The sequence below is a fragment of the Acetobacter sp. genome, assembly GCF_047723915.1.
Lineage (GTDB): Bacteria > Pseudomonadota > Alphaproteobacteria > Acetobacterales > Acetobacteraceae > Acetobacter.
In genome coordinates, this window is record NZ_JBDOBQ010000038.1 from 1 (window position 1) to 22,407 (window position 22,407).

Here is a 22,407-nt window from a genome sequence, read left to right on the forward strand (position 1 = left end):
CCATGCCCCCTGCCCCTGCCCCGACACGGCCTGACCCTGCCCGCACGCGGGCACGGGGCGCTGCAACCCGGCATGCAACGGACCAGCTCCAGATCGTTGCAGCGTTGAATCCGGCCCCTGTTCGTATGCACGCCCCGGCGGGGCGTGCCAATGCCCCTGTTGTCCGGGACCGCGCAAGCCGGATGGAGGGGCTTGATAAAACAGCAGATTTATATCGGCCCACCGCTCTCTTGTTCCGCCACCGATACAGTATTCGTCATGAAGAATGAAAATAATAACTCAAATAATCGTCATGTTTTCTTTATTTTTATTGAAACTGTGCCATTTCCCTGCCGTTGACGGAACACAGTGGCCGGTACGCAAAGCACGGTCTTATGCTCCAGTTGGGGCAGGCACCTAATCCCCGCGTGCCGTGCCACTGCAATCGCGAAAGGAGACGACTATGTCTTATCAGATTCATGGCGTTAACGCGCACCGCACTGCTCCCATGGCCCAGGCCGACAGCCGGGGTGGCGCCACCACCCACAATCCGGGCAGTTTTGCCCATGACCCCAAAAAAGCATCGGACGCCGCGCATAAAAGCGCCCAGCACAGTGCCAGTGGGGACAGTCAGGCCACAAAACAGGGTGCCGAAGGCCAGCACAAAACAACACAGCACAGCGCGACAAAACCCCAAAACGGGTCAAGGCGCGCGTCTGACACCCATTCCAAAACCGGGCACAGTCCGAACAGGACGTAGTGTTCGGCAAAGGGCGGCCCCTGCATGGAGGCCGCCCTTTTCTGCACGATACCTCGCGCGGCCGCCCAAACCGCAGCGCCGATTATACGGTGTTCCTGCTGCGTTTTTTTAGTGAAGACTGGCCCGCACACGCACCTGTCGCATGTCTGGCCCACACCGGAGGGCGGTTATGCCACCGGCCCGAATGCCGCCCGCCTGTGAGCCGGTACAACCACGATGTTGTCCTGTTTTTTCGCCCACTGGAAACGTTCGACCGAAAAGCCGCATTTTTTCCGCCGGATCGCCAGAGGGATATAGCCTGTTGGGAAAGAGGCCATCAGCGCTTCAATATTTCCGAAAGCCTGCTTGGTGGTCGTGTTGAGTTCCATAATGACAACAGGCTGATCGGTTTTCAGCACATCCGCCAGTCCACGCAGCACCTGTGGTTCGTGACCTTCCACATCCAGTTTGACAAGACCGATGGCGCATGAACGATGTTGCAGAACCTGATCGCCAGACGCCACGGGAAGCCGAAGCCCCGCAGACCCCGCACCGGTGCCGAGAAAATGCCCTGTTCCATAATTGTCCGGCGAGGGGGCGATAAAAGGCAGGTCTCCCTGCCCGGCACCCAGCCCGAGGGGATACAGATTGACACTCTCCAGACCATTCAGCCCGATGTGTTCCTCCAGCCGGGCAAAAACCGGCGGGTAAGGTTCGAACGCATGCACACAGGCAAAAAGCTTTGCCCCCACCAGCGTGAAAAGACCCGTATTGGCCCCGATATCGACAAAGGCGCACCGTCCCAGGTCCGGCATGGCCTTAACGCAGAACCGCATGGCCTCGGCAATGGCGGGTTCATACATGCCAAGATAATACACATGATTATCGATCAGGTTGTGTGGCATGCCCTGATAGATGCACCCGCCCACATCCGTGCGGTAGGCCACTGGGGGGCCGCCCGAACACAGCAGCTTGTTCAGCTTCAGCCGCAGGACAAACGGCAGAACCCGGGAGCGGAGCAGCAGCCTGAGCCCCCGGTCCACCAGCCCGGGCCGGGCACTGTCAGCCCGCGCGCGCGCCGTACCCATGGGCGATCCCTCAAATGGCCTCTGGGGTGGCCTCTGGGGTGGCAGATCGGCACGGCCCGTGCCGGGTTCACGCGTGGTGGGCATGGCAATTCCGCTTTGTGTTGCACTGCACCGGATGATCCGGACAGGCCCGGTCTCTCGCAAGGCTGCGATATCAGCCCTGTTGCGATCTGCATAGAAAATGCAGCCCACATCGTAAACCATGAACCCTACGGAACCACCGGCCCAAAATGCCCATACCGGCAAAGCGGGTCCATGCGCGAAAGGAAGAACAGCCTGCTTTGCATCTGACGCGGCCCCCGGTGTTCTTCCCACCGCTGTTTTCCGGTCATGTCCGGCCCGTGGCTGCAAAAAAGGCCGCGACCTGCGTCGCGACCTTCCATTTTATAATACCAGACAGACCGGATCATTCTGACACAATCCGGTTTTCTCCGGCGCATACTATGATGCGCGCTGTGTTTTACCGCAGTTCAGTTCCCGTCGGTAAAGGCGTAGCTGCACACCTTGTTCCCCGCCGGGTCGCGCAGATACGCGGCATAAGCGCCCGGCAGATGGCTGCGCGGGCCGGGTGCGCCTTCATCCGTGCCACCATTGGCAAGACCCGCGGCATGAAAAGCATCGACCTCGGCCGAGGTTGCCGCCGCAAACCCAATGGTCACGCCATTGCTTGACGGCGGTGCGCCATTACCGGGCCGGGCAATAATGAAAGCCGGCTTGTCGCGGCCGTACAGAACCCAGCCGTTCCCGAAGGGGCCCAGATTGCCAATACCCAGCGCACCCAGGGCGGCATCGTAAAACTTTGCTGAAACTGCGGTGTCCACGGCACCGATAAAGACATGAGAGAAAACACCGTCGCCGGAAATAACTGCCATGATCGGCCTCCTGCATTGTCTGTGACGTTGGAAAAAACCAGCGCCGTGCAGCGCTGGTCCTGTATCAGCCCCGTATCAGCCCTCCGGGATCGGTCCGGGATCAGTAATGAATGACCGAGCGGATGGACTTGCCTTCATGCATCAGGTCGAAGGCGGTGTTGATGTCGTCAAGCGGCATGGTGTGGGTCACGAACGGTGCAAGCTGGATATCGCCCCGCATTGCGTCTTCCACCATACCGGGCAACTGCGTACGGCCCTTTACGCCACCGAACGCCGTGCCACGCCATGAGCGACCGGTGACAAGCTGGAAGGGACGGGTCGAGATTTCCTGACCGGCCCCGGCCACACCGATAACGATGGACTGCCCCCACCCGCGATGCGCGGATTCAAGCGCCGCCCGCATGACGTTGACGTTGCCGATACATTCAAACGTATGGTCGATCCCCCAGCCCGTCATTTCCACCAGCACCTGCTGGATGGGCTTGTCGTAATCCTTGGGGTTGATGAAATCGGTTGCGCCGAATTCCTTCGCCAGGTCGAACTTGGCGGGGTTTGTATCAATCGCGAAAATCCGGCCGGCCTTTGCCTGCCTTGCACCCTGGATGACGGCCAGCCCGATCCCGCCCAGGCCGAACACGGCAACCGAATCACCGGGCTGCACCTTGGCGGTATTGTGGACCGCGCCAATGCCGGTCGTAACCCCGCAACCCAGAAGGCAGACATGCTCCGGGTTGGACGCCGGGTTGATCTTGGCCAGCGACACTTCGGCCACGACCGTAAATTCGCTGAAGGTCGAGCAGCCCATGTAATGATAGATCGGCTGGCCCTTGTAGGAAAAACGCGTTGTACCGTCAGGCATGAGCCCCTTGCCCTGGGTCGCGCGGACCGAGGTGCAGAGATTGGTCTTGCCCGACTTGCAGAACAGGCATTCGCCACATTCGGCTGTATAAAGCGGAATGACATGATCGCCCGGCACGACGCTTGTCACACCTTCACCAACCTCGATCACAATCCCCGCGCCCTCATGCCCCAGAACGGCCGGGAAAAGCCCTTCGGGGTCTTCGCCCGACAGGGTAAAGGCGTCGGTATGGCACACGCCGGTATGCGTAATCTGCACCAGCACTTCACCCGCGCGGGGCTTTTCGACGTCGATCTCGACAATCTCAAGGGGTTTGCCGGCCTCAAAGGCAACAGCGGCGCGTGATTTCATTGTTTATTTCTCCAGTTTTGGCGGCACGTCCGCTCAGGAACACAGGGTCAGCGGAGATACGATTTGACGAGCGAGACAACATTTTCGATCGAATCATGGGCTGCCTCCCGGCCACCGGCGCATTCGACGAATTCCTCGCGCAGATGGCTTTCCAGAACACCGGCCATCAGTCCGTTGATAGCCCCCCGGATCGCGGCAATCTGCTGAAGCACCGGCCCACAGTCGGTGCCTTTTTCCAGCGCGAGTTCAAGCGCGTCGAGTTGCCCCCGCACCCGGCGCACCCGCGCAAGAACCTTCTTTTTTTCTTCGGGTGTGCGCGGCACGGGCTGCTTGCTCCATGATACTCCTACCAAGTATGATTCCATACTACCATGGAGTATGCAAGCGCGAACAATGCGGGGCCTGCAAAAGCGTCATTGTCCCGCCATGACATGCAACGCCCGACAAAGGACCGACATGGAGCGCACAGCACGACGCGCCATGGTCGGGCACGGAACCGCAACGGGCAAAACCAGTCGCGTGGCAAGGGGTTTTACCCATGCCACACCCCGGACAGGCCCCGCCACCGGAGCCGGATTTCAGGGATGTGTTTCGGTCAATAACTAAGGAGTGCAGGTTTTGGCCGATCACGACAGAGTGGCTGGGACAGCCGCCATGATCGATCCTGCGCCGGGTACATGACACTGACGACGCCAGGCCATGGAACAAACAGAAAAAGCTCCCGGAGGAGCGTTTTGACTGTTCTGGTTTTACTGGAAAAAATCTGGAGCGGGCGATGGGATTCGAACCCACGACCCCAACCTTGGCAAGGTTGTGCTCTACCCCTGAGCTACGCCCGCATCAGATGGCCTCCTTCTACGAGCGAAGTATGAAACACGCAAGAGGGAAAATGACTGCGCGAGCTTTTTTTTGCCCGGCCCCGTATTCCTGCGTTGGCGCTGCTCGTTCCTGATTTATTGGCAGGATTTTCCGTGCCCTGCTAAATCGGGGTATAGTGCTGGCATCTGCTCCCGGCTGGAAAGGAACACCCGTTGCCGTCGTCCTTCTTCCGATCGGTCTATCATCAGGGGTTTGCCCGTGTCGCGGCCTGCACCCTGCCTGTGGCCCTGGCGGACCCGCGGACCAACGCCGCCCGCGTGCTCGACGCCGCCACGGCCTGTGCGCATGACGGTGCCGCGCTGTGCGTGTTCCCCGAACTGGGGCTGAGCGGATACGCGATCGGCGACCTGCTGCACCAGACCGCACTGCTTGACATGGTCGAGACCGCGCTGGGGGAACTGGCGCAGGCAAGCGCCGAACTGGCCCCGGTGCTGGTGGTGGGCGCGCCCCTGCGCCACCGCCATACCCTGTATAATTGCGCCGTTATCCTGCACGGGGGCCGGATTCTGGGCATAGTTCCCAAAAGCTACCTGCCCAATTACCGCGAATTTTACGAACTGCGCCATTTCACGCCCGGTGCGTCCGTCAGGGGGGAAAGCCTGCGCCTGCGGGGCAAGGACATTCCATTCGGGGTGGATCTGCTGTTCGAAGCCCGCGACCTGCCCGGTTTCTGTCTGGGGGTGGAAATCTGCGAGGACCTGTGGGTACCCGCTCCGCCGTCCACCGCTGCAGCGCTGGCCGGAGCCACAGTCATTGCCAATCTTTCGGCCAGCGACATTACGGTGGGCAAGGCACAGACACGGGCCATGCTGTGCCGTTCGCAGTCGGCCCGGTGCATGGCCGCCTATCTTTACGCGGCAGCGGGGGAAGGCGAATCCACCACCGATCTGGCCTGGGACGGCCAGACCGCCATTTTTGAAAATGGCGCCCTGCTGGCCCAGAGCGATCGTTTTCCCGCTGGCATGCGCAGCGTGCTGGCCGATATCGACCTGACCCTGCTGCGCCAGGAACGGATGCAGACCGGCAGTTTCACCGCCAATGCCGGGGCCGTGGCGCCACCCGAACAGGCATGGCGCAGGATCGCTTTTACCCTGGCCCCGCCAGTAGGCGATATCGGGCTCAAACGGGCTGTTTCACGCTTTCCCTTCGTGCCCTCCGATCCGGCGAGGCTGGAACAGGACTGTTTCGAGGCCTTTACCATCCAAGTCTCAGCGCTCAGGCAGCGGCTTGCCGCCAGCGGGGCCACCGGCATGGTGATCGGCATTTCCGGCGGGCTGGATTCCACTCATGCCCTGCTGGTGGCGGTGCGCGCGGCGGATGAGCTGGGCTGGCCCCGTACTGCGGTGCGCGGTTATACCATGCCGGGCTTCGGCACCACGGACAAAACCCTGGCCAGCGCCAATGCGCTGATGACAGGGCTTGGAATCCATGCCGAAACACTGGATATCCGTCCCGCATCAGAACTCATGCTGCGCGAAATCGACCACCCCTTCGCACGGGGGGAGCCCGTGCATGACATTACGTTCGAAAACGTGCAGGCCGGCCTGCGAACGGACTTCCTGTTCCGTCTGGCCAACCAGCATGGCGGAATCGTGATCGGCACGGGCGACCTGTCGGAACTGGCGCTGGGCTGGTGTACCTATGGGGTGGGCGACCAGATGGCCCATTACAATGTCAATGCGGGCCTGCCCAAAACGCTGATCCAGCATCTCATTCGCTGGTGCATTGCCTCGGGGCATTTTCCCCCTGCTGTCAGCACCGTGCTGGAAACCGTGCTGGCCACGGAAATCTCGCCCGAACTGGTACCCGCGCAGGCAGGGGGCGGCCAGCAGACGGAAGCCATCATTGGCCCGTATGCCCTGCATGACTTCGCCCTGTATTACATCCTGCGCCACGGTTTTTCCCCCGCCCGCGTGGCCTTTCTGGCTGAAAAGGCCTGGGCCGACCCCGATACGGGCACCTGGCCCCCCGGGTTCAGGCCAAAGGACCGCAAAACCTACGACCTGGCCGAAATCCGCCACTGGCTGGGCATATTCCTCCACCGTTTTTTTGCCACAAGCCAGTTCAAGCGTTCGGCCATGCCCAACGGCCCCAAGGTGATGGCGGGCGGCAGTCTTTCCCCCCGGGGGGACTGGCGCGCCCCGTCCGACGGCAATGCCCGGCTGTGGCTGGCCGAGCTTGAACGCGACGTACCCGCCTGTTAGCCGCACCGCGCCCTGCCGCCTCCCCCCGAATATCGCCCCCGAACACCGCCCCCGCGTGCCCGGCTTGAGCATACGGGCCGGGGCTGCGGCCCCACCCGCATGGCGTGCCGACCCTGAACGCCATAAGCGGCCCGGTTCGCCAATGGGTGGCGCGGCAAGACCCACGCGGCTTTGTCGCATCACAAGGTAGCGCCACTGATCCTGCCATGGGAGTCATGCCACGGGGATACGCCAGGGGGTTACGCCACGGCGGATCACACCACGGGGGGTAACCAAAAGGGGTGATACCGCCAGGCCAACGGCGGATGGGCAGGGCCGCGCGCGCCAGCCCGCCACGGCACGTATCGCGATGGCAATCATTGGCCTGTTGGGCTATAAGCGGCTCACCATGACAGCACCACGCCAAGCCACCATACATCGCGCCACCAGCGAAACCGATATTGCCATCGCCCTCAATCTGGACGGTACAGGCACCGCACAGGTTGCGACCGGTATCGGCTTTTTCGACCACATGCTGACAGCCCTTGCCAAGCACGGCCTGTTCGACCTGGACGTGACCGTGCGCGGAGACCTGCATATCGATGGCCACCACACGGTGGAGGATACCGGCATTGCGCTGGGGCAGGCGTTCAGGCAGGCGCTGGGTGACAAGCGCGGCGTGCGGCGGTTCGGCCATGCCCTGATCCCGCTGGACGAAGCCCTGTGCGAGGCTGTGGTGGACCTTTCGGGCCGCCCGTTCCTGGCGTTTGACGCCCGTTTCGACCGTGACCGCATTGGCGAGCTGGACACCGAACTGGTGGAGGAATTTTTCCGCGCCTTCGCCATGGCCGGCATGCTGACCCTGCACCTGAACCAGAAAGCCGGGCAGAACTGCCACCATATTGCCGAAGCCGCGTTCAAGGCGCTGGCCCGTGCCCTGCGCATGGCCGCAGAACCCGACCCGCGCGCGGGCAGCGCCATTCCCTCCACCAAGGGAGTTCTGTAAGCTGTCCGCCATGGACCGTCCATGCGACCGGCCATTACACCGGCCATCCCACCGGCCATGCGGCCCGCACGGCATGCCGCATATGCGTGACCTCACTGGGGGCACGGCCCCGATCAGACCAGCAAGAGGGTTTTCATGACCCAGCCACTCACCATCGCCGTCATCGATTACGAAGGGGGCAACCTGGCCTCCTGCGCGCGGGCCTGCGCGCGGGCGGCGGAACTGGCCGGGATTGCAGCCAGCGTCGTGGTGACCAATGTTCCCGCCGAGGTGCGCGCGGCAGACCGGATCGTGCTGCCCGGCCAGGGCGCCTTTGCCGACTGCGCCCAGGGGCTTGAGGCCACGCCGGGCCTGAAGGACGCCATTCTTGCAGCCGTCGCGGCGGGCACGCCATTCCTTGGTATCTGCGTGGGCATGCAGCTTATGGCCGAACGCGGGCTGGAACATGGCGTGACACCGGGCTTTGGCTGGATCGGGGGGGAAATCGCCCCCATGGACGCACCCGGCCTGCGCCTGCCGCAGATGGGCTGGAACGAGCTGAACCTGCACCAGCCCGACCACCCGCTGCTGCAAGGGCTGGGGGACGCCCCGCACGGCTATTTCGTGCATTCCTACGCCCTGCGCGACACCCCGGCTGACACCCTGATCGCCACCACCGATTACGGCGGCAGCGTTCCGGCCATTGTCTGCAGGGGCAATATGGCGGGCACGCAGTTCCATGTCGAAAAAAGCCAGACGGTCGGACTGAAAATCCTGGCCAATTTTCTCAAATGGGTGCCACAGGTGCCGCGCTGATGCACAAGTCCTCACGCGTACAGCGCATTCTCTCCCTCGATGAAGACGACCTGCAGGCCCTGTGCGAAGCCGTGGACGCCGCCATTCTGGACGATGGCGGGTTCGGCTGGCTTCAGCCGCAGGGGCGGCAGGTGCTTGAGCGTTATTTTCGCGGCCTGCTGCTGGTGCCCGAACGCATGCTGTTCGCCGTCAGGCTCGATGGCGTAATCGTGGGCGGCGCGCAGCTTGTGCGCACGCCGCGCAATAACGAACTCCAGGCCATGTGCGTAACCCTGGCCCACCTGTTTGTCGCCCCCTATGCCCGCCACCGGGGACTTGGCGCGTTCCTGCTGCAGGAAGTGGAAAGTGCCGCGCGCAACATGGGCTTTCGCGTGCTGAACGTGGATGTGCCCGAAAGCCGGTCCGATATCGTGGCCTTGTTCGAGCGCGCGGGATTCATACAATGGGGCTGCCACCCCTTTTACGCCCGCATGGGGGAAGAAACCCTGCGTGGCCTGTTCTTCACCAAACTGCTGGACAGCACCCCGCCGTTCCGCATCGACCAGCCCTGACAAACCAGACGACACACCCACCGAAAAAAAGCCCGTCCGATCCATGACAATGCCCCCCGCCCGCCCCCTGACCCTGTATCCCGCGATCGACCTCAAGGACGGTGCGTGCGTGCGCCTGCGCCGGGGCGAAATGGATGACGCCACGGTCTATTCCGACAACCCCGGCGCGCAGGCGGCCGCATGGCAGGCGGCGGGGTTCGAATGGCTGCATGTGGTGGACCTGAACGGCGCGTTCGCGGGGTCATCGGTCAATGCGCCAGCAGTCCGCGCCATTATCGAGGCCACGACCCTGCCCGTGCAGCTTGGCGGCGGCCTGCGCGACATGAAAGGCATAGAAACCTGGCTGTCCTCGGGCGTGACCCGCGTGATCCTGGGGTCTGTCGCGGTCAAGAACCCCGATCTGGTGCGCGAAGCCTGCAAGGCGTTCCCCGGCCGCATTGTCGCGGGGATTGACGCCCGCGCAGGCCGTGTCGCCACCGAAGGCTGGGCCGAAGTCTCGGACATGGAGGCAACAGACCTGGCCGTGCGCATGCAGGATGCAGGGGTTGCGGCCATCATCTTTACCGAAATCAGCCGCGACGGCATGCTGGAGGGGCTGGATATCGACCAGACCGTAGCGCTGTCCCATGCGGTTCAGGTGCCCGTTATCGCCAGTGGCGGCGTGGGCACCATCGCACATCTGGCGGCCCTGCACGACGCCGCGCGCACCGCGCCGGGCATTGAGGGCGTGATTGTGGGTCGCGCACTGTACGATGGCCGGGTTGCCCCAGCCGAGGCCCTGCGGGTGCTTGGCGCATGCTGAAGCTGCGTGTCATCCCCTGTCTGGACGTCAAGAACGGGCGGGTTGTCAAAGGGGTCAACTTCGTGTCCCTGCGCGATGCGGGGGACCCGGTTGAACAGGCCGCCGTGTACGATGCCGCCGGCGCGGATGAACTGACCTTTCTCGACATTACCGCCAGCCACGAAAACCGCGACACGATTTTCGATGTCGTCAGCCGCACGGCCGAAAAGATCTTTCTGCCGCTGACCGTGGGCGGTGGCGTGCGCAGCACGGGGGACATGCGCCGCCTGCTGCTGGCGGGGGCGGATAAATGCGCCATGAACTCCGCCGCCGTCGCCCGCCCCGAACTTGTCAACGAAGCGGCCCGCAAGTTCGGCAGCCAGTGCGTGGTTGTTGCCGTGGACGCCCGCCAGACCGCACCGGGCCGGTGGGAGGTGTTCACCCAGGGCGGGCGCACCGCCACAGGCCGCGACGCCATAGACTGGTGCCGCGAAGTGGCCGAACGGGGTGCCGGTGAAATTTTGCTGACCTCCATGGACCGTGACGGCACGCGCTCGGGTTTCGACCTCGACCTGCTGCGCGCCGCGACCGGGACCGTGCGCCTGCCGATCGTGGCCTCGGGCGGGGTGGGCGCGCTCGAACACTTTGTGGACGGTGCGCAGGCGGGTGCAACCGGCCTGCTGGCCGCAAGCGTTTTCCATTTCGGCCAGTTCACGGTTTCTGACGTCAAGACGGCCCTGGCCGATGCCGGCCTGCCTGTCCGCCCCTCGCCCCCTCCTTTCTAGCTTCTGTCCAGGTCTGTCCGCCCCATGATCAAAAAAGCTCCCTCCAAGGCTGAAACCAAAGCCCCGCCCAAACCCGCCAAGGCCGTCAAGCCCAAAAAGGACAAGGCGGCCCCGGCAGCCACGCCGGCTCCCGCGACGGAACCTGCGGTGCAGGCCGTTATTCCGCAGGCCAGCAGCGCCGTGCTGGACCGGCTTTACGCGGTGGTGCAGGAACGCAAGGATACGGACCCCACGGTCAGCCATTCGGCCCGGCTGCTGTCACGCGGAACCTACAAGATCGCCCAGAAATTCGGCGAGGAAGCCGTCGAATGCCTGATCGAGGCCGTAGCGGGCCGCAAGGACATGCTGGTGGCCGAAAGTGCGGACGTGCTCTACCACCTGATCGTCCTGTGGGTGGATGCAGGCGTGACCCCCGATGAGGTCTGGGCCGAACTGCGCCGCCGCGAGGGCACAAGCGGCATTGCCGAAAAAGCAGCCCGCACAACCACCCCGGCAAGGAAAGGATAAGTCATGGCCGTGAACGGTAAAGGCCCCTACGACCCGCAGAATATTTTTGCCAGAATCCTGCGTGGCGAAATTCCGTGCAAAAAAGTGTTCGAGAACGAATGGGTTCTGGCCTTTCACGATATTGCGCCCAAGGCTCCGGTCCATATCCTGATCATTCCCAAAAACGCGTATGTATCCTTCATGGACTTCAGCGCCACCGCACCGGCCGAGGAAATTGCAGGGGTGACGCGCGCCACCGGCGAGATCGCGCGGGCGCAGGGGCTTGAAGAGGGCGGCTACAGGCTTATAACCAATGCAGGCACCAATAGCGGGCAGGAAGTGCCGCATTTTCACCTGCATCTGCTCGGCGGCAAGGCGCTCCCGATCTTCGCGCACTGACCTGCCGTTTCAGGCCCTGTTTTTTTAGGCACCGTTCCCGAACCTGTTCAGGCAAAGCCGGTTACAAAGGAGAGCCCCATGACCGCAGCAACACCGATGGACGTTCTGCTTTCGCGCGCATCCACCGACCGGCTTGTGGCCCCTGCCCCGTCGGCCGCCCAGCTTGAACAGATTCTGGCCGCCGGCCTGCGCGCGCCCGATCACGGACGCCTGCGCCCATGGCGCTATGTTGTCGTGGAAGGTGACGCCCGGCCCCTGTTCGCGCAGAAAGTCGTGGACAGCATGCTCAGGCTCGACCCGCAGACGCCTGAATTCAACCTGACCAAACGCCGTACGCGTTTTGCCACCATGCCCATGACCATCGCCCTTGGCATGCACCTGCGCCCGGATCACAAAATACCGCTCTGGGAACAGGAAATGACCGTGGCCGCGGGTGCGATGAATGTTCTCAATGCCCTGCATACTCTGGGTTTTGGCGGTATCTGGGTGTCTGGCCCCATAACGCAGGACCCCGTTCTGGCCGCCGAACTGGGGTTTGCCGCCCCCCACCGGCTGGCGGGTTTCATATTTGCCGGCACACCCGACGGCACACCCCACCCGGCACCCGCGCGCCCTGACCCGCAGGCGTTCAGCGCCAACTGGCAGGGGGCACCCGTCACCTTTGCCGCGGACAAGGACTGACCCGCCATGGCCGCCTCCGCACAGACTATCGCACAGACCCCCACGCACACGGATGTCGCCATTATAGGCGGCGGTCCGGTCGGCCTTGCAACCGCGCTGGGCATGGCCCGGGCGGGGCTGCGTGTCAGCGTGCTGGAACGCGCGCCCGCCCATGCGTGGGAAGAGCCACGTTTTGACGGCCGCGAAATTGCCCTGACCCACCATTCCGTTCGACTGCTGAAGGACGTGGGGGCCTGGGAGCATATCCCCCCCGCCATTATCTGCCCGCTGAAAGAAGCACGGATAGAGACAGGAAATTTCCGCCATCCGCTCCGGTTCGACACGCAGGGGCGCGGTGTGGACGCGCTGGGGTGGCTGGTGTCCAACCACCATATCCGCCGCGCCCTTTTTGCCGCGGCCATGGATCATCCCTCCATCAGCCTGCTGCCGCAGACCGATGTTGCAACCATACGGCAGGGGCAGGATTTCGCCGCCGTTCACCATTCGGGCGGGCAGATCCGGGCCGCACTGGTGGTTGCCGCCGATGGCCGGTTTTCACCCACCCGGCAGCGGGCGGGCATAGGGGCCATTATCCACGATTTCGACCGCTCCATTCTGGTGTGCCGCATGGCGCATGAATCGCCCCACCATAATGTAGCGCTGCAATGGTTCGACGAAGGGCAGACCGTGGCCCTCCTGCCCGTCAACGGCATGGCGTCTTCCCTGGTGCTGACGCTACCGCATGACGATATCCGCCGTCTGGCCGACCTGCCGCGCGCGGCTTTCAATACCGAGGTCATGCAGCGTGTGGGCAACCGGCTGGGGGCCATGCGGCTGGTCAGCACACGGCATTTCTACCCGCTCAAGGGCGTTTATGCCCATCGTTTCACGGCAAGGCGCATGGCCCTTGTAGGCGATGCTGCCGTGGGCATGCACCCCATTACCGCCCATGGCTTCAACCTTGGTCTGAAAGGGCAGGAAACGCTGGTGCAGGCGGTGACCGCAGCCCTTACACAGGGGGGAGACGCCGGGAACGCCACGGCACTCCGCCGCTTTGAACGCCAGCACCGCCTGGCCACCGCCCCGCTCTTTGCCGGCACGAATGGCATTGCAACCCTTTACACCCATGACGGAGCGCCTTTCCGCCAGTTGCGCCAGGTGGGCCTGCAACTGGCGGACCGTTTCACGCCGTTCAAAAACGCCGTGACATCGCTGCTCATGGATCGTCAGGCGTCCACGCCCTGACATAACTTTGCCGAGCAGACCCCAGACGCGACACCCGGCAAAGAAAAAACGTGGCAGGGCCTGATAGTCCTATGGACCTATGGACCTATGGACCTATGGACCCAGGCGTGTCGTGCAAGAAGCAGGCTTTTACAACCCCTGTTTTCAGCCTGCTCCAGCACTGTTATTTTCTGGCGTTATCTTGGGGCTGTTTCTGTAATTCGCGCAGCAGCCACAGCTCGATAACGGCCAGCACCTGCTGCTGCTCCACGGGGGCCAGTTCGCGCCCTTTGGGCATACCATGCCATTTTTGCAGGCAGGAACGACAGCACGTAGCCGTGGCGTGCTGCGCCACAAAAACCGGGTGGCCTTTCCAGGGTGTCTGTCGCCCATCCCGTGCCGGATCGGCCGGAGCCAGCCTGCGGGCAATGAAATCGCCCCCGTGCTCCATGACGGTTGCAAGCCCCTTCTGGCACAGATAAGCCCGATCCGCCTTGTTAAGCGAAAATCTGGCACGAAAGGCCGAGCGGGCAAGCCTGTCCCATACATCCGCAGGAACAGCCACCTGACCCGGCTCTGGCGCAAAAAGATCACCCTGCCGACTTGTCATGGTTTGCATATGGGAATTGCCCGGCATTTTTTCGAGGCATCTACTCCGGGTGAGCGCACACCCCGGCCGGAGTACCAATGCCAACAGGCCCGCAAGGGTTTATCCCCCTCCCTCGCCATTTCAAAAAATACGCGGCCGGAAAAGCGCGTTCAGGAACTACCCGGATTATTAGCCCGGTACGAGGCGTGCAGCGCAGCCAGAATGGTGTCGTCCGGGTCGCCAAAGGGCATCTGATACAGGGTCCGGCCTGACTTGTAGGTCAGCAAACCCCAGCCCGCCTTGCCGTCGCGCGCAAAAATGACTTCCATCTGGTTATCGGCACAGTCATGCGGCTTGCACAGATGCCCCACCACATAGGCATGCCCGGCCAGATTTATGGTGCCGACCGGGGCCGAAACCGCAGCACCGGTACGGGCCCAGTCAGGCAGTTGCATCATGGCATGATAGGCGGGGGCATATTGCGGCATATGGGACAGATCGCTGGCGTAGGGCGCGTCTTCCGCCAAGGCCGGGTAAAGCGGGATGTAAGACGCCAGGGCACAGCCCAGTAACAGACTGCTCCACCCCCTGAACAGAAACGCTGGCTGACGCATGATATCTCGTTCCCCGTTTGATGACACTGAACGAGTGTCCACCAGCGCTGCCGCTCCGTAAAGGGCAAAGCAGGGTGATGAAAAACACGAAACCCGCATTCATAATGCGAAAGGCCGTATGTGTTTGCGATCTGGGAAAAAGAGGGAACATCGATCCGGACCAGCCATAAAGGCCGGAACCGACACCAGATTATAAAAGGGGAGAAAATCTGGTGGGCGCACAAGGACTCGAACCTTGGACCCGCTGATTAAGAGTCAGCTGCTCTACCAACTGAGCTATGCGCCCTTACAGCCTTAACGGCTGAAGTGGGGGCGTTTTAACACCGGTTCAAAAATGACACAAGCCTGAAAATCCATGTTCTGCAAACATTTCGCCCTTCATGCCCGCGCTGGCAGGTAGCAGGCTAGGTTTTAGCCGCGGCAAGGGGGAAAAGGCGGGCTACCCGGTTCTGCTCTGACCTGTTCCGGAATAAGCCACCGGTAAAAACACCATCACAGTTCCGGATACTGGCTTTATTCTTAAATAACCTGCCGTCCACCGAGTTTTTTAAAGCGCTTCATCTAAAATTTTTAGAAACCAGCAGGTAGTTTTCCACGTGACTGACAGAAAAATCCCATCGACTTGAAGTCTGTGCTCCATACCCCGTGGCATGACACGACACGGAATGGACACCGGATTCTGCCCGGCCGGAGGGAATACCCCGTGGTCCCGCAGCGTCTTTCCCGCCCAATTCCTTCGTTACCGCTGACAGGCCGGTTTTTCAGGATCAAAGAGCCTTTGGGCCGCTTTGAGGGAAAAGACGTGCCGGTCTTAATGATGGCACCGGGCGTTGAAAGTCTGATCAGGCTTTCAGCAACGCGAGCACAGCATCAAGCTGGTCCAGGCTTTTATAGTGGATTTCAAGCGAGCCACCCTTGCGCCCGTCGAAGCTCACCGCCACCCGCAGCCCCAGCCTGTTGCCCAGATCACGCTCCAGAGCCGCGATTTCGGGGTCCTGTTTCGGCTTTTTCCTGGCCGCGGCAGGTTGCGTGTTCTGCTGTTCCAGTGCTTTCTGCACCAGTGCTTCCGTCTGCCGCACCGACAGACCTTTCAGCAGAACTTCCACCGCCGCCGAAATCGGGTCCGGGTGGGACAGCAGGGCCCGGGCATGCCCGGCGGACAGGGCGCCTTTTTTGACCTCTGCCCGGACAGATGCGGGCAGCCGCAGCAGCCTGAGCATATTGGCGACATGCGGCCGCGACTTGCCAATGGCTTTTGCCAGTTCCTCCTGCGTGAGGTTGTATTCCTCCAGCAGGCGGTTGAAGCCTTCGGCCTCTTCAATCGGGTTCAGATCGGCGCGCTGGAGGTTCTCAACCAGAGCGGCCGCCATGGCGTCGGCTTCGGACAGGTCACGCACATGCACCGGCACCGTATGGCACTGGGCCAGTTGCGCCGCGCGCCACCGCCGTTCCCCCGCGATAATCTGGTAATGCCCCGGCTGCTGCGGATCGGGCCGGACCAGAATAGGCTGAAGAATCCCGCGCTGACGTATGGACTCGGCCAGTTCTTCCAGCGCGTCGGGCGCCATGTCCTGACGCGGCTGAAAGGGACCGGGCACCAGCACCTCGATCGGGAGCGAACCAGCACTTGTGGCCACAGGCTGACCCTGCCCGGCAGGCGGTGTGGCAGACGGGGCCGGAGCCACGGCAGCGTCACCCAGAAGGGCGGCAAGCCCCCGGCCCAGCCGGGGCCGGGCGGCGTTCTTGCGGGCGGATGAACTCATGCTGTCCTCCTCATCACTTCGGCGGCCAGTGCAAGGTAGGCAGCCGCCCCGCTGGCCCGGGGGTCGTATACCGTAACCGGCTGGCCATAGCTTTGTGCCTCGGAAATGCGAATATTCCGGGGAATGACGGTTTCGAGCACATCGCCACGAAAGAAGCTGCGTGCATCGGCCGCAACCAGTTCGGACAGGTTGTTCCGCTTGTCGTACATGGTCAGCACAATCCCTGCCATGCTCAGCCGGGGATTGAGGCTTTTTGTAACGCTGCCAATGGTCTTGACCAGATGACCCAGCCCTTCGAGGGCAAAGAACTCGCACTGCAACGGCGCAAGAACGCCATCCGCCGCCACAAGGGCATTGAGCGTGAGCAGGCCCAGGCTGGGCGGGCAGTCTATGATAATGTAGTCGACCTCGGCCTTCAGGGGCTCCAGCGCGTCACGCAGGCGGGTTTCGCGGCCTTCGGCATCGACCAGTTCAATCTCGGCCCCGACCAGTTCGGTATTGGCGGCAATCACCTGGAGGTTGTCCACCTCGGTCGGCTTGAGCAGATCCTGCGCCGTTTTTTCATGCATGAGCAGCGCATAGGTGCCACTTTGCCGTGCATCGTTCTGCACGCTGACGCCTGTGGACGCATTGCCCTGCGGGTCCAGATCGACCAGCACCACCTTTGCCCCTTCGGCCGCCAGCGCCGCCGCCAGATTGATGGCGGTTGTGGTCTTGCCTACGCCACCCTTCTGGTTGGCCACGGCAAGGATACGGCATGTCCGTGCGCTCTGTTCAGCTTTTTTCGACACGATGAAAATTACTCACTTCCAGAACAACACCATCATGAGCCGTCAGGCTCGGGTAGGACCGTATATCCATGGTCCAGGACCGTTCGGCATCCCGGATTTCCTCTCCTGCCTGCTGGCCTTTGAGAAACACCGCAACACCGTCTGGCTCCAGCAGCGGGCGGGCCCATTCCAGCAGCCTGCCCAGCGGCGCCAGCGCCCGCGCCGTCACCAGGGGGGCCGCCGGCACATCGACCTGTTCCAGCCGTGCCGACACCACCGTAAGCCGTGCCCCCGTAAGCCGTGCGGCTTCGCGCAAAAACGCCGCCTTACGCTGGTCCGCCTCGATCAGGGTGCCGGGAATACCCGCGGCAATTCCCACAACAACACCGGGGAATCCGCCGCCTGAACCCATATCGATAAACCGCTCGCGACCTTGTATCAAAGGAAGCAGTTGCAGGCTATCCAGAATATGCCGTTCCCAGAGCCTGTCCATGTCCCGGGGCGAGACAAGGTTGATACGTGGATTCCATTTGCGCAGCAGGTCGGCGTAAATATCCAGCCGTTCCCGTGTTTCACGTGAAACATCCACCGTTTCAGGCCACGTCGGCATGGGCCTGCCCTTTACGCAGATAGGCCAGAAGCGCCATAAGGGCCGAGGGCGTCATGCCCGGAATCCGCTGTGCCGCACTGAAACTGTCAGGCCGCACGGCGTGGAGGCGTTCTTTCATTTCCGAACTTAGCCCGCCTATGGCGTCAAAATCGACCCATTGGGGAAAACGGATATCCGTCTCGGCTTCCAGTTGCCTGATCTCGCGCCGCTGCCGGGCCAGATAGCCGCTATAGCGTGCCTCTGTCGTAATATGTCGCCTTACACGGTCCGGCACGTTCAGGAACCACGGTGCCAGTTCCGACAGAACAGCGTCATCAACACCGTAACCCAGAATATCCAGCAAGGTGCGGCGGCGCCCATCCTGGGCCACCTTCATACCTGCCCGCGCCAGATCCTGCGGCTGCCAGCCCTGTTCCTCGGCCTGGCGCTGCACTTGTTCTATGGCCTGCACGTCACGTTCGTATATATCGCGCCGGGCCGCACTCACGCAGCCCCAGTCCAGCCCTATTCCGGTCAGGCGCATATCCGCGTTGTCGGCCCGTAAAATCAGCCGGTATTCCGCGCGGGATGTAAACATGCGGTAGGGCTCGGTTACGCCCTGGGTTGTCAGGTCATCGACCATGACGCCAATATAGGCCTTGCCCCGGTCAAGGCTGACAGGCGCCTGCCCGCCTGCACGGCGTGCGGCGTTCACCCCGGCCAGAAGCCCCTGGGCGGCGGCTTCCTCATACCCTGTGGTGCCATTGATCTGCCCGGCCAGAAACAGGTTGGGGCAGGCCCGCAGCTCAAGCGAGGCGCTGAGTTCACGCGGGTCGATATAGTCGTATTCCACCGCGTAGCCGTACTGCGCGATAACCGCGTGTTCCAGCCCGGGAATGGTGTGGATCATGGCCTCCTGCGCGTGGGCGGGCAGGCTGGTGGAAATTCCGTTGGGGTACACCAGATTACCGCCCTCATGCTCGGGCAGGGCCTCGGGTTCAAGAAAAATCTGGTGGCTGGTCTTGTCCGCAAACCGCACCACCTTGTCCTCGATCGAGGGGCAGTACCGGGGCCCCCGCCCCGATATGGCCCCGCCATATAATGCGGACAGATGCAGATGTTCGCGAATGACATCATGCGTGCGCGCCGTCGTTGCGGTAATACCGCAGGAAAGCTGTGTGTTGGTAATGGCCGTCGTCAACCGGCTGAACGGTTCGGGCACGGCGTCGCCCCTGTCTTCCGCAAGTCCGGCCCAGTCTATGCTTGTGCGCTCGATCCGCGCGGGTGTGCCGGTTTTAAGCCGCCCCATGCGCAGGCCAAGCCCCTTGAGGTGGCGCGCCAGAGCAAGGGACGGGCCTTCTCCAATGCGGCCGGCGGCCTGGCTTTCATGCCCGATATGAATGACACCACCCAGAAACGTGCCCGTTGTCAGCACCACCGCACCTGCGCGCCATTGCCGCCCGTCTTCAGCAACAACACCACACACATGGCCCTGTGCATCGCGCACCAGATCGGCGCAGGCCCCTTCCACACAGTCCAGCCCGCTCTGTTCCGCCAGCAGGTCCTGCACGGCCTGCCTGTAAAGCGCACGGTCCGCCTGCGCGCGCGGGCCCTGAACAGCCGGCCCCTTGGAGCGGTTGAGCAGTTTGAAGTGAATACCCGCCCGATCGGCCGCGCGGGCCATGATTCCGTCCAGCGCGTCGATCTCGCGCACCAGATGGCCTTTGCCAATACCACCAATGGCCGGGTTGCAGGACATGGCCCCCAGTGTCGCCTTGCGGTGGGTCAGCAGCAATGTTCTGGCCCCACACCGCGCGGCGGCGGCGGCGGCCTCGCACCCCGCATGGCCACCCCCCACCACAATGACGTCGTAAACCCCCTGCATAACCCCGACCTTACCTGCTCTGCCTATTTTCCAATACAGAACTGCCCGAATATTGCATCGAGCAGGTCTTCCACCCCGACATGCCCCGTCAACCGGCCCAGTGCCCGCATGGCAAGGCGCAGTTCCTCGCCCCGCATTTCCGGCCAGTCCTGCCGCATGGCTTCATGCAGGCAGGCCGTGGCTTCCTTCACCCCCGCACTATGGCGCGCACGGGTCAGCAACGGCATGCCGGAGGCGGACGCCGTAAGTGCGACCACCCTGTCTTCCAGCATCTGGCGCAGCGTATCCAGCCCCTGGCCTGTCTTCAGGCTGACCGGCACCACACCGACCCCCGCAATTTCCGCCGGGACCGGGGCAATGTCTGTCTTATTCCCTACCAGAAGCGCGTTTGCAAACACTGTCTGTGGCGGGTCATCGGCGGCGAACATCTGAATAACGCAATCGGCCTGTTTCACGTGAAACAATGCACGCCTGACACCTTCGGCTTCGATCTCGTCCTGTGTGTCGCGCAGACCCGCGGTATCGACAAACGTTACCCGAATACCGCCCAGACTGCCCACAATTTCCAGCGCGTCGCGGGTGGTGCCCGCAATGGGCGACACAATAGCCGCGTCACGTTCGGCCAGCCAGTTCAGCAGGCTCGACTTGCCTGCATTGGGCGGGCCGGTAATGGCAAACACCACGCCACGGCGAATACGCTCCCCCCGCCCGCCTTCCGCGATATGCTGCTCCATGTCGGCGACAAGGCTGGCAATTTCGGCCAGCATGCCCTGCTCGACTTCGGGCGGCAGATCTTCATCCGGGAAATCGATCAGGGCTTCCTGGTGGGCCAGCACATGTTTGAGCCTGCGGGCCCAGCCGTCGTACATCCGGCTCAGCGCACCATCGGTCTGGGCCAGGGCCTGTCTGCGCTGACCTTCCGTTTCCGCGTTGACAAGATCGGCAACACCTTCGGCCTCGATCAGATCCATGCGCCCGTTCAGGAACGCACGGCGTGTGAATTCCCCCGGTTCGGCCGGGCGGGCGCCCTGTTCGACCAATGCCGCCGATACCGCCTGCACAATGGCGGGACCGGCATGCAGGTGCAGCTCAAACCCGTCTTCCCCCGTGTAGCTCCCCGGGCCGGGAAACCACAGCACAACAGCTTCATCCAGCAGGTTGGTCTGGGTATGGGCGTCCTGCCAGACCCGCCGCAGCACCGCCTTGCGGGGTGGAGGACATGCTCCACAGACCTGCTCCAGCAGGCGGGCACTGTCCCGACCGCTGACCCGCAGTACGGCTATGGCGGCACGTTCCACACCGCTGGACAGCGCAAAAATCGTGTCTTCTCCCTGATAGCCCACTCGGCATTTTTCCTTTTCAGGTCTTTTGTGTCCCGCCCGCTGGTTCTAGTGCAGTTTGCACGGCGAACAAAACCACAAAACAGCGGCTCCTGCAGGCCCGGACCCTGATCACGCTTATTCGCCGTTCACCCACTCCCGGTCCGCATGGGCTGTCATTATATTGCGTACCTGCCGTGATCGGGGATGAAAGTTTTCCCATGTTCTTCTAGACATGTTCTTCTACACAAGGGCATGGGTGTCCGCCCCGTATTCCATGCCGTCTGCCAGAGAGGTTTTGCCCCATGCCCCAGCTTTCCCTGCATTCCCCGATCGGGGATCTCACGCTCTCTGAAGAAGACGATACAATTATCGCGCTGGACTGGGGGTGGGGCCGCGACCAGACGGAAACACCGCTCCTGCTGCGCGCACGCGACTGGCTGGACCAGTGGTTCGACGACCCGGCGGCGGCTGGCAGCCCTCCCTTCCCGCTTGCCCCATACGGAACGGACTATCAAAAACGGATTTGGGCCGCTCTTTCCGCCATTCCGGTCGGGCAGACCGTAACCTATGCGGATCTGGCGGAAAAAATTGGCGGCAGTCCCCGTTCGGTCGGCCAGGCCGTGGGCAGAAACCCCATTCCCATTCTTATACCCTGCCACCGTGTTCTGGGGCGGCAGGGACTGGGCGGATATTCAGGAGATGGCGGGGTGGACGACAAAGCCTGGCTGCTCAGACTGGAAGGCGTAAGCCTGCCACCCGGCTTCTGATTTCACATATCTGCGTCAGATCCATACCCCATTTGCACCGTACCGACGGGCAACCCTGTGGGGCACCCGTCGGATCGTGGTTCAAGCTTAATGGCTGTCGCAGCTTTCAGTCAGCTTGTTGAAGAAACGCCCCGCACTGCAATGCACGACTGACGGATCGTTAGCAGCAGGCTGGCCGACCGGCTGACCGTTGACCGTGGCACCCGACGGGGCTACCCCCTGTCCGTAGCCATAGCCCTGACCGTATCCCTGCCCATAACCCTGATAGCCGCCATTGTAATAGGATGGCGGGGGCACACCCATGCTCTGGCTGGCACCATCGTACCCGTCATCGCCATCATACATGCTGCTGCCAACAGCCAGCCCCAGCACAGACCCGAACATGAAAGGGGCACCCCAGCCCCAACCCCAGCCGCCACCGTAGCCCCAGCCATAATAGGGGGAAACCCCCCCCCCCCCCCCCCCACAATA

The 22,407-nt window shown here is 62.5% G+C and carries 21 protein-coding genes, 2 tRNA genes and 2 pseudogenes; 11 read left to right on the plus strand and 14 right to left on the minus strand.

Annotation, left to right across the window (positions count from 1 at the left end; genetic code table 11):
- Window positions 1-442 precede the first annotated feature (442 nt).
- Window positions 443-739 carry a general stress protein gene (locus ABF990_RS13820; protein ID WP_415491101.1) on the plus strand — a complete coding sequence of 99 codons (297 nt, stop codon included), beginning with the start codon at window positions 443-445 and terminating at the stop codon, window positions 737-739.
- A gap of 167 nt (window positions 740-906) precedes the next feature.
- Here the strand turns inward: ABF990_RS13820 and ABF990_RS13825 are convergent, their stop codons facing one another.
- The 5 genes from ABF990_RS13825 to ABF990_RS13845 all read right to left on the minus strand — a co-directional run bounded on the left by ABF990_RS13825 (window position 907) and on the right by ABF990_RS13845 (window position 4,727).
- Complete coding sequence (locus tag ABF990_RS13825) at window positions 907-1,806, minus strand: FkbM family methyltransferase (protein ID WP_415491102.1); 900 nt, start codon at window positions 1,804-1,806, stop codon at window positions 907-909.
- Window positions 1,807-2,276: 470 nt separating this feature from the next.
- The gene (locus ABF990_RS13830) at window positions 2,277-2,678 is read right to left on the minus strand and encodes a VOC family protein (RefSeq protein ID WP_415491103.1); all 402 of its coding nucleotides are present in this window, start codon (window positions 2,676-2,678) and stop codon (window positions 2,277-2,279) included.
- Window positions 2,679-2,778: 100 nt separating this feature from the next.
- Window positions 2,779-3,888 (minus strand): S-(hydroxymethyl)glutathione dehydrogenase/class III alcohol dehydrogenase, encoded by a 1,110-nt coding sequence (locus tag ABF990_RS13835; protein ID WP_415491104.1) that lies wholly within the window; start codon window positions 3,886-3,888, stop codon window positions 2,779-2,781.
- 47 nt (window positions 3,889-3,935) lie between these two features.
- On the minus strand, window positions 3,936-4,211 hold the full coding sequence (frmR, locus tag ABF990_RS13840; protein WP_415491138.1) for a formaldehyde-responsive transcriptional repressor FrmR: 276 nt from the start codon (window positions 4,209-4,211) through the stop codon (window positions 3,936-3,938).
- Between the two features lie 441 nt (window positions 4,212-4,652).
- Window positions 4,653-4,727, minus strand: a tRNA-Gly gene (locus tag ABF990_RS13845).
- Between the two features lie 192 nt (window positions 4,728-4,919).
- Here ABF990_RS13845 and ABF990_RS13850 point away from each other — a divergent pair.
- From ABF990_RS13850 to ubiM, 9 genes and pseudogenes are all read left to right on the plus strand, one after another.
- Window positions 4,920-6,971 carry an NAD(+) synthase gene (locus ABF990_RS13850; RefSeq protein WP_415491105.1) on the plus strand — a complete coding sequence of 684 codons (2,052 nt, stop codon included), beginning with the start codon at window positions 4,920-4,922 and terminating at the stop codon, window positions 6,969-6,971.
- Between the two features lie 388 nt (window positions 6,972-7,359).
- Window positions 7,360-7,956: an imidazoleglycerol-phosphate dehydratase HisB gene (gene hisB / locus ABF990_RS13855; protein WP_415491106.1), complete on the plus strand. Its 597-nt coding sequence runs from the start codon at window positions 7,360-7,362 to the stop codon at window positions 7,954-7,956.
- A gap of 135 nt (window positions 7,957-8,091) precedes the next feature.
- A complete protein-coding gene (gene hisH / locus ABF990_RS13860; protein WP_415491107.1) occupies window positions 8,092-8,751 on the plus strand; it encodes an imidazole glycerol phosphate synthase subunit HisH in 660 nt (219 codons plus the stop codon).
- Window positions 8,751-10,104, plus strand: a pseudogene (gene hisA / locus ABF990_RS13865) (1-(5-phosphoribosyl)-5-[(5-phosphoribosylamino)methylideneamino]imidazole-4-carboxamide isomerase). Before hisH ends, hisA begins: the two are co-directional and overlap by 1 nt.
- On the plus strand, window positions 10,098-10,868 hold the full coding sequence (gene hisF / locus ABF990_RS13870) for an imidazole glycerol phosphate synthase subunit HisF (protein ID WP_415491108.1): 771 nt from the start codon (window positions 10,098-10,100) through the stop codon (window positions 10,866-10,868). Before hisA ends, hisF begins: the two are co-directional and overlap by 7 nt.
- Window positions 10,869-10,892: 24 nt before the next feature.
- Window positions 10,893-11,375, plus strand: coding sequence for a phosphoribosyl-ATP diphosphatase (locus ABF990_RS13875; protein WP_415491109.1), 483 nt, complete (start codon window positions 10,893-10,895; stop codon window positions 11,373-11,375).
- A gap of 3 nt (window positions 11,376-11,378) precedes the next feature.
- Window positions 11,379-11,753 (plus strand): histidine triad nucleotide-binding protein, encoded by a 375-nt coding sequence (locus ABF990_RS13880; protein WP_415491110.1) that lies wholly within the window; start codon window positions 11,379-11,381, stop codon window positions 11,751-11,753.
- Between the two features lie 78 nt (window positions 11,754-11,831).
- On the plus strand, window positions 11,832-12,434 hold the full coding sequence (locus ABF990_RS13885; RefSeq protein WP_415491111.1) for a nitroreductase: 603 nt from the start codon (window positions 11,832-11,834) through the stop codon (window positions 12,432-12,434).
- A gap of 6 nt (window positions 12,435-12,440) precedes the next feature.
- Entirely contained in the window at window positions 12,441-13,658 is a 1,218-nt protein-coding gene (gene ubiM, locus ABF990_RS13890) for a 5-demethoxyubiquinol-8 5-hydroxylase UbiM (protein WP_415491112.1), read from the plus strand.
- Window positions 13,659-13,821: 163 nt separating this feature from the next.
- Here ubiM and ABF990_RS13895 read toward each other — a convergent pair whose 3' ends face one another.
- The 8 genes from ABF990_RS13895 to mnmE all read right to left on the minus strand — a co-directional run bounded on the left by ABF990_RS13895 (window position 13,822) and on the right by mnmE (window position 21,190).
- Entirely contained in the window at window positions 13,822-14,256 is a 435-nt protein-coding gene (locus ABF990_RS13895) for a DUF4186 domain-containing protein (RefSeq protein ID WP_415500846.1), read from the minus strand.
- A gap of 140 nt (window positions 14,257-14,396) precedes the next feature.
- Complete coding sequence (locus ABF990_RS13900; protein WP_415500845.1) at window positions 14,397-14,840, minus strand: Ivy family c-type lysozyme inhibitor; 444 nt, start codon at window positions 14,838-14,840, stop codon at window positions 14,397-14,399.
- A 210-nt stretch (window positions 14,841-15,050) separates the two neighbouring features.
- Window positions 15,051-15,126: transfer RNA gene (locus tag ABF990_RS13905), tRNA-Lys, on the minus strand.
- Window positions 15,127-15,682: 556 nt separating this feature from the next.
- Entirely contained in the window at window positions 15,683-16,603 is a 921-nt protein-coding gene (locus tag ABF990_RS13910; RefSeq protein ID WP_415500844.1) for a ParB/RepB/Spo0J family partition protein, read from the minus strand.
- The gene (locus tag ABF990_RS13915) at window positions 16,600-17,394 is read right to left on the minus strand and encodes a ParA family protein (RefSeq protein ID WP_415491130.1); all 795 of its coding nucleotides are present in this window, start codon (window positions 17,392-17,394) and stop codon (window positions 16,600-16,602) included. Before ABF990_RS13915 ends, ABF990_RS13910 begins: the two co-directional genes overlap by 4 nt.
- Complete coding sequence (rsmG, locus tag ABF990_RS13920; RefSeq protein WP_415491131.1) at window positions 17,378-17,983, minus strand: 16S rRNA (guanine(527)-N(7))-methyltransferase RsmG; 606 nt, start codon at window positions 17,981-17,983, stop codon at window positions 17,378-17,380. The genes ABF990_RS13915 and rsmG overlap by 17 nt, the downstream gene beginning before the upstream one ends.
- The gene (gene mnmG, locus ABF990_RS13925) at window positions 17,967-19,847 is read right to left on the minus strand and encodes a tRNA uridine-5-carboxymethylaminomethyl(34) synthesis enzyme MnmG (RefSeq protein ID WP_415491132.1); all 1,881 of its coding nucleotides are present in this window, start codon (window positions 19,845-19,847) and stop codon (window positions 17,967-17,969) included. The genes rsmG and mnmG overlap by 17 nt, the downstream gene beginning before the upstream one ends.
- Before the next feature lie 23 nt (window positions 19,848-19,870).
- Window positions 19,871-21,190, minus strand: coding sequence for a tRNA uridine-5-carboxymethylaminomethyl(34) synthesis GTPase MnmE (mnmE, locus tag ABF990_RS13930; protein WP_415500843.1), 1,320 nt, complete (start codon window positions 21,188-21,190; stop codon window positions 19,871-19,873).
- A 281-nt stretch (window positions 21,191-21,471) separates the two neighbouring features.
- Between mnmE and ABF990_RS13935 the strand changes: the two genes are divergently transcribed.
- The gene (locus ABF990_RS13935; RefSeq protein ID WP_415500842.1) at window positions 21,472-21,936 is read left to right on the plus strand and encodes a methylated-DNA--[protein]-cysteine S-methyltransferase; all 465 of its coding nucleotides are present in this window, start codon (window positions 21,472-21,474) and stop codon (window positions 21,934-21,936) included.
- An 87-nt stretch (window positions 21,937-22,023) separates the two neighbouring features.
- Here the strand turns inward: ABF990_RS13935 and ABF990_RS13940 are convergent.
- A pseudogene (locus tag ABF990_RS13940) lies at window positions 22,024-22,407 on the minus strand (hypothetical protein); the annotation flags it as partial.